Origin of the sequence: Streptomyces sp. NPDC018947 (assembly GCF_044390505.1) — a bacterium.
Taxonomy (GTDB): Bacteria; Actinomycetota; Actinomycetes; order Streptomycetales; family Streptomycetaceae; genus Streptomyces.
On sequence record NZ_JBIRZD010000025.1, the window covers coordinates 17,302 to 29,694 of the forward strand.

Genomic DNA, 12,393 nt, shown 5'->3' on the forward strand with positions numbered 1-12,393 from the left:
GGCAGAGGATGTAGCGCGTGCGCCGTCCGTCGCGTTCGCGGCGCATGTAGCCGGCCTGCTCAAGGTCGCTGACGATGCTCTGGACGTGCGTTCGGTGAATGCAGGCCGCGGCAATGTCGCGGAGGCGAGTGACGGGGTCGCGCGCGATGGCGAGCAGCACCCGGGCATGGTTGGTGAGGAATCTCCATGCCCCGGCCTGCTCGTTCACGCGGGCGATGTCGGAGGGGCTGCCGCCATCGTCTACTGCGGGCGCGCTGGGGGCCGCCGTGCGCGTCTCCGTGCGAGCCGGTCTCGACCTGTGCCTCGCGCGGCCCGTCACGCTCGATCGGGGCTACTGGACAGCAGAGTACGAGGAGAGTTCCAGGGTGGGCGTGCGCTGCGAAGGTTCAGAGAGCACGAGCTCGATTCTCGTCACCCGCTCCATGACAGGCCTCCAGGTCATTGTCCCGGGGGTCCTTTGCTGCCCGGACCGGTGAGCGGGTGCCGCGCCACGACCGCACCATTGGCTCGCCGACGGCTTCTCCTTATGGTGCTCTGCGCGTTCGGCGCGCACCAATCGTCGAGCCCGGCCGCTACCTTCCGCTGCCGTCCCTCGTCGGGTGCTGGTAGGTCGAAGCCGCCTTGTCGGGGGACTGGCTGGCATGCACCACCGTGTCCCGGCGGGTGGCGCCCAAGCGGGTCGTCAGCATGTCTCCGGTGTGCCGGAGATCGCAGAAGCGGAAGCCGTTCGGGAGACGGGCGACAGTGCGAGCCCGACGCCACTTCCGCCCCGACGTGGTGCGCCGAAAGGCTGTACTCAGGCCTGTCCGGGGCTCGCTGGCTTGCGGTATGCGGCCAGGTCGCCCGTCCGCCTTCTGTCGCGGGCGACGGAGGTGAAACACCGCGTGCGGCCTGCGGGGAGGGCCGCAGGCCGCACGCGGTGTGGTACACGCCACCGATGCTCGGTCACACTCCGGCCGGCACCGTGTCCCGGCCGGTCGTCAGCGGTTCCGGGTAGGTATCCCGCATCCTGCGCAGGAGCGCCGTGCACCAGATACCGACGGCCGAGATGAGCATCAGCAGTGCCGCGGCCGGCCAGTAGTGGCCTCCGGCCAGCGCCGTCAGCGAGAGCGCGGCCAGCGGGGCGAACCCACCGAAGATCATGTTGCAGATCTGGTAGGACAGCGAGATCCCGGTGTAGCGGACCCGGGGGGCGAAGCCCTCGGCGAGGATCGCGGCGATCGGTCCGTACAGTGCCGACATCGTGAAGCGCATCGCCATCATGGCCGCATAGATCAGGAAGACGCTTCCCGTGCCCATGACGAGGAACTGCGGGACGGAGAGGACCACGACACCGATCAGACCGGCGATGACGACCTTGTGCGCACCGACCCGGTCGCCCAGCCAGGACAGGCCCGGGGTGACGACCAGTTCGACAAAGGCGGCCAGGGTCAGTCCGTTGAGCAGCATGGCTTCGGACAGGCCCACCTCGTCGGTGCCGTACGTCAGCAGGTAGCTGGTGACGATGTAGTAGCCGCCGGTGGCCGTGGCCAGGGCGAAGACGCCGACGAGGACGGTGCGCCAGGAGGTCTGGAACACCTCGACGACCGGAAGCCTGTCCTGCTCCGTCCGCTGGGCGCGGATCTCGTCCATGACCGGTGCCTCCTCCAGCTTCAGCCGGATGATCAGTCCGATGACGACCAGCACGGCGGAGGCGAGGAACGGCACACGCCAGCCCCAGGTCCTGAACGCCTCGTCGCCCCACAGGTGCGTCAGCGAGAACGCACCGGTCGACAGGAGCGCGCCGACCGAGGAGCCCAGCTGGGCGAAGGAGCCGAAGAACGTGGCCCTGCCCTTCGGTGCGTTCTCGACGGCGACCAGCACCGCGCCGCCCCATTCGCCGCCGATGGCGATGCCCTGGATGAGCCGGAGGATGATCAGCAGCGCTGGCGCGAGCACGCCGACTTGCGCGTAGGTGGGCAGCAGGCCGATTGCGAACGACGCGATACCCATCATCAGGAGGGTGATGACGAGCGTGTTCTTACGGCCGACGCGGTCGCCTATGTGCCCGAAGACGATGCCGCCGAGCGGGCGGAGCAGGAAGCCCACGGCGAACGTGGCGAACGCGGACATGGTCCGGAGCACGGGCGGCATGTCCGCGGGGAAGAAGACGTCGTCGAAGACAATGGCCGCAGCGGTGGCGAAGGCGTAGAAGTCGTACCACTCGATGGATGTTCCGGCGAGAGCGGCGAATGCGGATCTCAGCGGGTTCTGCTGCTGCGCTGACTTGGTGGGCTTGGACACGGGAGCCTCCGGCAGGGGCGGGGAGAAGGGCGGTGGGGAGAGGGGCGGCGGATGGGGTCTCAGCGCCCGGGGGCGGCCCAGGCGCGGGATCCGCCGATCCAGGTCTCCCGTACACCGATCGATGCGAGCTCGGACGGGTCCGCGTCCAGCGGATCGGCGTCGAGGATGACGAAGTCCGCAAGCAGGCCGGGCGCGAGGGCGCCGACCGAGCGCTCCCGGTGCAGGGCGCGGGCGGCGGCGGCGGTGTGGGCGTGCAGTCCGTCGGACACCGGCAACCGCAGTGGCGCGTCGCCGAGGACGGTGCCGAGGACGGTGCGCCGGGTGGCGGCGGCGGACACGGCCTCCAGCGGCGCGGGCGGTGCGACCGGTGCGTCGGAGGAGAACACCACGGGGACGCCGGCCGGCAGGCACGGACCGGCCGGGTTGTAGCGGTGGCCGAGGTCGCCGATCGCGGTGAGGGTGCCGTCGCCGGTGCGCAGGTGGTGCTGTGGCTGCATGACCGGCACGACGCCGAGACCGGCCATGCGCGTGATCTGCTCGTCGGTGGGCAGCCCGCAGTGCTCGATGCGGTGGCGCATGTCGGCGCGCGGGACGTCCGCCTGTGCCTTGTCGATGGCGTCGAGCACCATCCCGATGGCGAACGGCGACTGTGCGTGAGTCGCCGTCTGCAGTCCGGCGGCGTGGGCGCGGTGCACGAGCTCCGCGTATTCCTCGGCCGAGTGGTAGAGCTGCCCATGGTGGCAGCAGTCGGCGGCGTAGCCCTCCGGGAAGTAGGCCGTCCAGCCGCCGAGGGTGCCGTCCGCGTAGAACTTCACGCCCTGCACGCGGAACAGGTCGTCGCCGAAACCGTGGACGACTCCGAGGTCGAGGGCCACGTCGAGCAGGGCGGAGGTGAGGTATGCCGAGACGCGCATCCGCAGCGCACCGCTCTCACGGGACCGCAGGTAGGTCTCCATCTCGCGACGGGAGGCCTGGGCGTCGCCGACGGTGGTCACACCGGCGGCCAGGAAGGTCTCCTGGGCGCGCAGCAGGTGGTCGGCCATGATGTCGTCGGGTTCGGAGAGGTGGAAGTTCGGGCCGTGGTTTCCGATCTTCACTCCGGCGGGGCCGGTGAGCAGGTCGCAGGCCGCGTCCCACAGCTGCCCGTCGGGCTCGCCGCTCTCGAAGCGGCCGATGGAACCGCCCTCCGGGTCGGGGGTACCCGCGGTGATCCCACAGGCGTGCAGGGTGTGGGTGTTGACGACGCCTCCGTGGCCGGAGGCGTTCATCACGTACACCTCGCGGTCGGTGGCGATCCGGTCGAGGTCGTGGCAGGTGGGGTGGCGGCGCTCGGCGAGGCGGCGGTGCTCGTAGCCGAAGCCGCGGACGGGCACGCCGGCGGGCAGTGCGCGTGCGGCCTCGGACAGTACGGCCACCAGGGTGTCGATGTCGGGGACGCGCTCGGGGCGGCAGTCGACCCAGGCCAGGGCTTGCCCGTACATCACCGGGTGGCAATGGGCATCGACGAACCCGGGGTGGACCAGGCCGCCGTCGAGCTCCAGCGTCTCGTCGGCCCGGCCGCCGAGGGCCGCACGGGCGTCCTCGGTCGTGCCGACGTGCACGATGCGGTCGCCGCGAACGGCGACGGCCTCCGCACGAACGGCGGTGCCGGCCGCCGCCACGGCGGCACCGGTCACCAGCAAGGTGCGGTCGGTGCGGGGTTCGGCGGGAGCGTGGTGCATGAGGGGTCCTGCTTTCGGCCAAGGGGGAGCCGGGGTCGACAAGGCGACACGCAACGGCTGATTCGTTCGCCTGGACGATAGATAACGAACGACACGTTGGCCAGAGGGTGACAGAAATTAACCTTGGGAAGTTTTGAGCCCTCTCGCTTACGGACCATCCTTTGCGGCCCTCCTTGTGGCACCGGACGGTCCTCTCACGGCACGGCCGTACCGTTCGGCGCGCCCATGTCGTAGCGCTCCTTGATCAGCTCGAGGTGCACCCAGCTCTCCACGCCGCGCACACCCGCGCACGCCCGCATGGCGTCGAGGGTGGCGCGTACCGCGCCGAGCGACTCCGCGCTGATCGTGCCGACGAGTTCGGCGCGACCGTTGCACGCCGACAGGAACGACACCCGCTCCCAGGCCGCGAGCGTGGAGGCGACCGGCTCGCGCGCCCCGTCGACCTGCACCGCGAATCCACAGAGGTAGCCGAGGCCCAGCAGTTCGGGCCGCACCAGGGCGAGCACCTTCGCGACGCCGTCGTCCAGCAGACGCAGGGTGCGGAATCGGGTGGCGCCCGGCGACAGGCCGACCCGCTCGGCCAGTTCGGCGAACGGCAGCCGACCGTCCTGTTCCAGCTCGTCGAGGATCTTCCGGTCGGTGTCGTCCAGCTCGTGCGCGCCCGGATTCGCCTCGAGCAGGTAGGGGTCCTTCATGTGTCGGACGCTGATCAGCGGGTCCACGGCGGAGACGCCGGGCAGCGACCGCACCTGCTCGATCGCGCGGTCCAGGGCGTCGAGGCCCTCCGTGCGCAGCTCGGCCATGATCGCCCGCTGCCCGGCGGTGAGCGTGACGAAGGGGGCCTGGGGCATCGCCGCGATCGCCCGCGCCACCTGTTCTGCCGGACCGCGCGTGTCGATCGACAGGTGCGCGGACGCCGTCAGCCCGCGAATCAACGGGTGCACGACGGCGACGACCCGGACCGCTCCGGAGGCGAGCAGCCGCTGCGTGCGGGCCCGGGTCGCCGGCCGAGACAGGCCCACGCGCTGCGCCAGTGTCTCGTAGGTGAGGCGGCCGTCGTTCTGCAGTTCGCGGACGACGGCCAGGTCGATGCGGTCCAAATCCACTTAGCTGATCCCCTCGGTTCGGCGGCCCGGGGGCCATGCCCCGCCCGGGTCCGCTGCCATTCTCGGTCACCCACCATCCGCCATCCCTCGGGGTGACCGGCGTCACGGGCATGCCGCATGACCCTCTCTGGACAAGACGACAAGACGAAACGTACGTTCAACTCGGCAATCACCGACGAATCATCAGCGGAGGATCGATGGGACAGCCCGTAGTCGTCTTCACGGACACAGAGGACCTCGATCCTGAGCCGGCGGCGCAGATGCTCGAAGACGCCGGCTTCGAGGTGCGGATCGGCGACAGCCGCGCCCCCGACGTCATCGCGTCACTCGCCGCGGACGCCGTCGCCCTGATCGTCGGATACGCCCGCGTCGACGCCGCGCTGCTCGACCGCCTCCCCGGGTTGCGGTTGATCGCCACCATGTCCGCCGGCTACGACATGATCGACACCGCGGAGGCCGCGCGACGCGGCCTGTGGGTGACCAACCTGCCAGCGGTGGCCACCGAGGACGTCGCCGTGCACGCCCTCGCCTGCGCCCTGTCGCTGATCCGCCGCCTCCCGCAGGCCGACGCCGTGGTCAGAGCGGGCGGCTGGAACGAGGACTTCGCCGCGGGCGGGCTGCCGCGCCGTGCGAGCGAACTGACCCTGGGTCTGGTCGGCCTCGGCCGCATCGCCCGCCACCTCGCCACCCTCGCCGCCCCCGTCTTCGGCCGGATCGCGGCCTACGACCCGCACGCCGCGCAGGCGGACTGGCCAGCAGGCATCGAGCGTTACGACGACCTCGACGCACTGGCCGTCGCCACCGACGTGCTGTCCCTGCATGTGCCGCTCGCCCCCGCCACGCGCGGGATCGCCGACGCACGGCTGCTCGGCCGGCTCCGGCCCGGTGGTCTGTTCGTCAACGTCTCCCGCGGCGAACTCGTCGATACGGCCGCCCTGCTGGACGCCCTCGACAGCGGCCGCCTGGCCGGGGCCGCCCTCGACGTCCTCCCCGTCGAACCCCCGCCGCCGGGCGATCCACTGAGTGGTCACCCGGCCATCCGGCTGTCCCCGCACAGTGCCTATCTCTCCGACACCTCGCACCGCGCCTATGTGTGCAAGCCAGCCGAGAACGTGATCGCCTGGCACCGCACCGGGCGCCCGGTCACCCCGGTCGTCGACCCTACCGCCCCCACCACATCCGTCGAAGGAGCTGCCGCATGACCACCGTGCTTCCTACCGCCACCGCAGGAGTCCCCGCCACAGCCGACGAGGAACTGCGGCTGCGTCGCGAACTCGCCGCTGTCTACCGGCTCGTGGCCCACTTCCGGATGACGGACCTGATCTTCACCCACATCTCGCTGCGGTTGCCCGGTCCCGAACACCACTTCCTCATCAACCCGTACGGGCTCCTCTTCGAGGAGATCACCGCCTCCAACCTCGTCAAGATCGATTTGTCGGGCGATCCGGTGGAGCCGACACCGTACCCGGTCAACCCGGCCGGCTTCGTCATCCACAGCGCCATCCACGCGGCGCGCCAGGACGCCCGGTGCGTCCTGCACACCCACACCAAGGCCGGCTGCGCCGTAGCGGCCCAGCAGGACGGATTGCTGCCGCTGAACCAGATGTCGATGGAGTTCCACAACCGTGTCGGCTACCACGACTACGAAGGGGTCGCCCTCAACCTGGACGAGCAGCGGCGGCTCATCGCCGACATCGGCACCCATCCGGCGCTGATCCTGCGCAACCACGGCCTGCTGACGGTCGGTGAGAGCGCGGCCCAGGCCTTTCTGCGCATGTACTACCTGGAGAAAGCGTGCGAGATCCAGGTCACCGCGCAGGCAGGCGGCGGGCCGCTGGTCGTGCCGTCGGAGGAAGTGTGCGAGTACACCGCCCGGCAGCTCTCCGGGGAGGAGACCGGCGACTTCGAGGACGACGGCGCCTACGACCTGGCGTGGGCGGCCATGCTGCGCCTCCTCGACCGGATCGCCCCCGACTACAAGGACTGAGGCCCCAAGGCGACCGCGTACCGCGGCTGATTCATGTCTGCCGGGTCGGCTTCCTGCCGGACACGACGGCCCCCCTGGTACCTGGCAGGGCCCCGGCATCGGCATGGTGCCGCAGCAGCCATACGCACACCGGCACTGAGGTACCCAGGAACAGTCTGTCGGACATTGCTACGCCGCACTCACGGCCGGTTCGAGGGCTGCACGGACTCCACGCCGTTCGTCGCAGTGCTCAGCAATGACGCCATGCCCTTGAGAGCGGTGGCGATCCGGGGCCCGGCTTTTGAAGGGTTGCTTGCGCAACATGGGTGGTCCTGCTCGATGTCCGGCTGGCGGGCCGCGCCTTCAGTCAGCATCACTCAGCACGCCCTGCCAGCCACTCGCTCAATAGACCGGAATGGCGAACCGTTCCACCACCGCTGGCTCAGCCTCGCCGCCACTGAGGCCGCGGAGGGACCGACTGCAACACCGATCCGGTCGCCGTTGGCGACAGAGTGCGCCAGGTTCTTGCCCTGGCCGAGTGTTCAGGAGCAAGGGTCAAGGCCCCCGGTCGCTGGCTGACAGGTCATGGTCTGGGGAGTGATGCGTCGGCTGGTTGTCCGGGGACAAAGGGCTCGTTCGGGTCCGGACGAAACGGCCGCGACGAACCGGGCTAGGCCGCCCCAGTACGCCTTGGGGGGGCAATTCAGCCGGTGTGCGCTCAGGGCGCCGCCGCTGTGCCACGTCGCCTCCCAGATGCCGCCCGGCATATCCAGGTACGCGAGCCGGCGCGCGAGGTCGGTTCGAAGTCGCTGGACGTCGCCGCGGCGCCGCGCCCGGGCGAGCAGGCTCGGCGCGGGGCGCAGCACACCCGCCAGGAGTTCTTCGTCGAGCGGATACTCTGCGCGCTCGCCGTGCCATTCGTGCAAGAGCTTGCGTGCCTCGTCGATGCGGCGCGCGGCCCTGCTGGACCGCGTCGCGAAGTTCGTCGCCGTCGAGGTGACCCTCGACGGCGTCCGCCGCATGCCGGCAGGCCGCGGCTACCACCTGCTCCCACAGGCAGAGCTCGTCCGTGGCCTGGTGCCACAGGTAGCCCTCACGAGCCGACGTGTCCGACTCCTGGACCGCGGTGAGGGACCGTACGATTTGGGCGCGTTCGGCGGGCGGCTGGCCACGGCCGCGGCGTACGGCGATCTGCAGCAGGATCGAGGTGAGGCGGCGGGCGAGGTGCGTGGGCCGGGGGCGGCCGTCCTTCGTAGCGCATGTCTCCGTGCGCGTAGCCGCGCACGTGGGGCAGGTGAAGTCCAGTGCGTCCCAGTCGGCCGCCACGTATCGGTCCTCGCGTCGGCGATCACGTCAACCACCCCTGCCATGGAGGTGGTTGCAGTGTGACACCGAGCACTGACACACCGCAGTCGGCCGCTGGTGACCGGTCGAGCGCGCTCACACCGGCGCCTGGCCGACATGGCCGCCCGGGGCGGGCGGGGTGGTGCCCGCGGCCGTCCAGTTTCCATCGCAGCCCGGTGGGTGATGCGCTCGTTCCGGCTGCCGTACGACGCGCCGAGGGTGACGTTGCTGGGTGTGAGGAGCGGGTTCACCAGCCGTGGACAGGGTCTGCTCACTTTTCCCGCTGGCCTGCGGCTTCGCGCCGCAGGGGGAAGCAACGTCGGTTCCGGGCACAGGCGTGTGGAGGTCGCGGGAGCGGGGCGGGCGGTGCCACCATCAGCTCACCGCGCCGGGCACGCCCCGGAACGCGGACGTCCCGCCGCATCGTCTGGAGGCCCCCTCATGCCCACTCCCCCGTCCACCGCCGAAACCGCTGGCGCCCGGCCGGTGGGCCAGCACTGGCAGGCTCGGTGCGGGCGAGGCGGCCGTCGTCCGTGGTCGCCGCGGTGACCGTGCTCGCCGTCCTTTAGCGCCCGATCCCCCTGGTGCTGACCCTGCTCGCGGGCGCCGTGGGGCTGCTGCTTGTCGGCCGCCGCGCGGCCCGGCTCTTGGCCGCCGTCGCCGAGCTGGCCGCGGGCACCGGCGGCGGTCGCGGGTGAGCCGCCGGGCGGCCGAGCCGGTGGAACTGGCGCGGCTGCGCGGCTGGTTGCGCGCGGCGAAGGCACGGCGCACGTTCGCTGCCCTGGCGCGGCGGGCCGACGCCGGGAAGCTGCCGGTCTCGGTGTGCACGCTGCGCCGGGCCCTGGACGGGCGGCTTCCCACCTTGCGCACCGTCCAGGCGTTCGCCCGGGGCGCAGGCGCCGACGAGGAGGAGGGCGCGCGAGTGTGGGCGGCGGCCGCGGCCGCCGTACGCCCCGAGCCCGTGCGGAAGCCGTCCGCGTACGTGCCGGGGCGCGGCATCACCACCCAGGCGGGGCTGGCCGCGGCCATGGAGAAGGTGAGGGCGGCGGCGGTGGGGCCGAGCCTGCACCAGCTGGCCGACTCGCCCGAGGCCGCGGGCCGCATCTCGCGCAGCGCCCCGCACTATGCCCTGCACGAGCGGCGGCTGCCCAGCAGGGAGCTGTTGACCGGCTTCGCGGCGGCGTGCGGCGCCGGCGAGGAGACCACCCGTGCGCTGCTCGCCGCCCGCGCACGGGTCCTGGCCGGACTCCAACCCCGGCCCTGGCTGATGTACCCGTGTGGCGTCGTCGAGGAGGCCGAGGCGCGGCGCGAGCAGGATGCGGCCGTGCTCCACTGGATCCGGGACGAGGACGAACTCGACTGGTATGAGCGACAGTTGCGCGACGAGGCCGAGGCCGAGCAGCGGCGGGCAGAGGCCTGGGTTGACGACCTCACCGACGACGAGCTGGAGGAGCTGCAGCGGAACGCGGCCGACGCAGGGCGCAGCAACCTTCGCGCCGAACTCGCCGCGTACGCCCGGGCGGCGGGCGAGCTCAACGGCTGACGAGCTGCCGGTCACGGCGGCGGTGCTCGCCCCGCTGGGGGCGTTCGAGGACAAGCCAAGAGGCGTCGAGAGGTAGCGGATTTGGGCGCTGCTGGGGCGGGGGCTGACTGCGGCGTCCTCCGTCAGCGTCACCGCTGCCTGTTGGGCGTTGCACACCGTGGAAGGACGTTCTGCCAGCTGGAATCTTGTCGAGCAAGGGCAGCAGTTGGGTGACGTCATGGCGGTTTCCACCGGTCAGGGACACCGCGAGCGGGATGCCCTGGCCGTCGGTGATGACGTGGTGCTTGCTGCCCGGCCGTGCGCGGTCGACCGGGCTGGGACCGCTTTTGGGCCCCGGCGTGCGGCCCGGACGTGGGACGAGTCGATCACCGCCCTCGACCAGTCGAGCTGGTTCTTCGACCGTAGCTTCTTCAGCAGGAGCGCGTGCAGTTGGTCCCAGACGCCGGCCTCGTTCCAGGCCGCCAGGCGCCGCCAGCAGGTCATGCCCGAGCCGAGGCCCAGCTCCTGCGGCAGGTACTCCCACTGGATGTCGGTATGCAGGACGAACAGGATCTACCGGCATCAGACCAGATCAGCACCAGTGAACACGTATGACGCACACCCCATGCACAACACACGACGCCCATCACCGACCACGCCGAGTAGATCGAGCTGCACTTCCTGCCGCCGTACTCGCCCGAGCTGAACCCCGATGAGATGGTCAACTCGGACCTCAAGCACAGGCTCCCCAAGAGCCACCAGGCCCGCAACCAGGACCAACTCGCCGCCGAGACCGCCGGTTCTTCCGCCGCCGCCAACGCCAGCCCCACATTGTCCGCGGCTACTTCCACGGCCCCCACGTCCGCTGCACCCTCAACGCGAACCCCTTGAGTTTCTGATCAATATCTGGCACTAACGCTGGACCTGCTGCCCGATCCCGTCTATCTGGACGACATCCGCATCCTGCTGCTCGCGCTGCGGTCCTTGCACGCGGCCGCAACGCGGAGCCGCTCCATCAGGTGACGGGTGCTCAGTTGCCGCCCGACTCGGCGATCAGCTCCTCGATGGTCTGCGCCCGGCGGATGACCGTGAAGTGCGGTGCACCGGCGGCGTCGAGGTCGAAACCGTAAATGGCGGGCCGGAGCAGGCTGTTGTAGCCGAAGGGCGTGGAGGCGTAGTACGCGCCTGTGTCCAGGAGCGCCGCCAGATCGCCTGGCTCCAGCGCCGGCAAGGCACGGTCCCGGGCGATCAAATCGCCCGCGAAGCAAGCGGGCCCGGCCACGTCCTGGTGGATCACCGGTCCGGTCTTGCGCCGGCCGTCGGACCCGTACGCCGCGACGCGCAGCGGCCAGGACTCGGGGGCGAACACCGTCCGGGTGGCGACCTGCACACCGGCGTGGGTGACCGCGATCCGGCGGCCGCCCGCGTACTTGGTGTACTCGACCCGGGCAAGCAGCAGCCCCGCCTTGGCCAGCAGTGAACGGCCGAACTCGGTGACGATGCCGTAGCGGCCGTCGAAGAGCCCGGGCACCTCCGCGGCAAGCAGCTGCGCGTAGTCGCGGTGGGAGGGCGTGACGGCGTCGGAATCGAAGTTGACGGGCAGCCCACCGCCGATGTCCAGCGTGCTGATCTGCTGCCGGCCCGCGGCCGCGTTAATCTCCTCGGCCAGTTCGTACGTGACCCGGACGCCGTCCACCAACCGGGCGAGGGAGATGCCCTGCGAACCGGTGTGACAGTGCAGTCGGTTCAGCCAGGGGCGGGCCGCAAAGGCCTCCAGAAGCCAAGCCCGCGCGCCCTCGTCCCGCAGCGCCACGCCAAACTTCGAGGTGGCGGTGGCGGTGCTCATCGCGTCTATACTGCCCGCGCCGAGCTGTGGGTTGATGCGTATGCCGATCGGCGCGGTGGGCGCGCTGGCGGTGCGCTGGGAGTCGATCCGGGCGAGCTCCTGCGGGTTGTCGACGTTCACCGCGATGCCCTGGGTGAGGGCGGCCTCCAGCTCGGCGACGGTCTTGGCCGGGGAGTCGAGGACGATCCGCTCTGCGGGTACGCCCGCCGCCCGGGCCAGCGCCAGTTCACCCGGGCTGGCCACCTCGCAGCCGATGCCGAGACCATTGAGCTGCCGCAGTACGGGCACCAGCGATGCCGCCTTGACGGCGAACGTGTGCTGAATGCGCTGTGGCTGAGCGGCCACCTCCGCGAAAGCCTCGTGCAGGGCGCGGGCCGAAGCCCGGACGGCCGAAAGGTCCAGCAGGGAGACGAGTGGTCGGTCCTCGTCGAGCAGCCCGTGCCCCACGGCGGAGCCGACCATCAGGTCGTACCGGGTGGGAGCGGGGGCTTGTTTCGTGCCAGTGACGTAGTCCATGGCGGCGAGCCAAGCACAGCGCGCCGACAGCCCAAAACGTGGTTACGGCAGATCCCTTGGCGGCTGGGGAGGCGGTCATCCCGCAGGGA

At 70.9% G+C, this 12,393-nt stretch carries 7 protein-coding genes and 2 pseudogenes; 4 read left to right on the forward strand and 5 right to left on the reverse strand.

The features are described from left to right. Positions 1-945: 945 nt before the first annotated feature. The 3 genes from ACH499_RS33160 to ACH499_RS33170 all read right to left on the reverse strand — a co-directional run bounded on the left by ACH499_RS33160 (position 946) and on the right by ACH499_RS33170 (position 5,110). Positions 946-2,283, reverse strand: a complete 1,338-nt coding sequence (locus ACH499_RS33160; protein ID WP_399020614.1) for an MFS transporter — start codon at positions 2,281-2,283, stop codon at positions 946-948. 59 nt (positions 2,284-2,342) lie between these two features. Then, a complete protein-coding gene (locus ACH499_RS33165; protein ID WP_399020616.1) occupies positions 2,343-4,004 on the reverse strand; it encodes an amidohydrolase in 1,662 nt (553 codons plus the stop codon). A 194-nt stretch (positions 4,005-4,198) separates the two neighbouring features. Then, complete coding sequence (locus ACH499_RS33170) at positions 4,199-5,110, reverse strand: Lrp/AsnC family transcriptional regulator (protein ID WP_399020618.1); 912 nt, start codon at positions 5,108-5,110, stop codon at positions 4,199-4,201. A gap of 197 nt (positions 5,111-5,307) precedes the next feature. Between ACH499_RS33170 and ACH499_RS33175 the strand changes: the two genes are divergently transcribed. The 3 genes from ACH499_RS33175 to ACH499_RS33185 all read left to right on the forward strand — a co-directional run bounded on the left by ACH499_RS33175 (position 5,308) and on the right by ACH499_RS33185 (position 9,963). Next, a complete protein-coding gene (locus ACH499_RS33175; RefSeq protein ID WP_399020620.1) occupies positions 5,308-6,312 on the forward strand; it encodes a C-terminal binding protein in 1,005 nt (334 codons plus the stop codon). Further along, positions 6,309-7,097 (forward strand): class II aldolase/adducin family protein, encoded by a 789-nt coding sequence (locus ACH499_RS33180; protein WP_399020622.1) that lies wholly within the window; start codon positions 6,309-6,311, stop codon positions 7,095-7,097. The genes ACH499_RS33175 and ACH499_RS33180 overlap by 4 nt, the downstream gene beginning before the upstream one ends. A gap of 2,017 nt (positions 7,098-9,114) precedes the next feature. Next, the gene (locus ACH499_RS33185; RefSeq protein ID WP_399020624.1) at positions 9,115-9,963 is read left to right on the forward strand and encodes a hypothetical protein; all 849 of its coding nucleotides are present in this window, start codon (positions 9,115-9,117) and stop codon (positions 9,961-9,963) included. 169 nt (positions 9,964-10,132) lie between these two features. Here the strand turns inward: ACH499_RS33185 and ACH499_RS33190 are convergent. Next, a pseudogene (locus ACH499_RS33190) lies at positions 10,133-10,515 on the reverse strand (IS5 family transposase); the annotation flags it as partial. A gap of 93 nt (positions 10,516-10,608) precedes the next feature. On the opposite strand from ACH499_RS33190, the pseudogene ACH499_RS33195 reads away from it, so the two are divergent. Next, positions 10,609-10,841 (forward strand): annotated as a pseudogene (locus ACH499_RS33195) (transposase); the annotation flags it as partial. 131 nt (positions 10,842-10,972) lie between these two features. On the opposite strand, the gene ACH499_RS33200 reads toward ACH499_RS33195, so the two are convergent. Further along, positions 10,973-12,304 (reverse strand): diaminopimelate decarboxylase, encoded by a 1,332-nt coding sequence (locus tag ACH499_RS33200; protein WP_351196503.1) that lies wholly within the window; start codon positions 12,302-12,304, stop codon positions 10,973-10,975. Positions 12,305-12,393 lie beyond the last annotated feature (89 nt).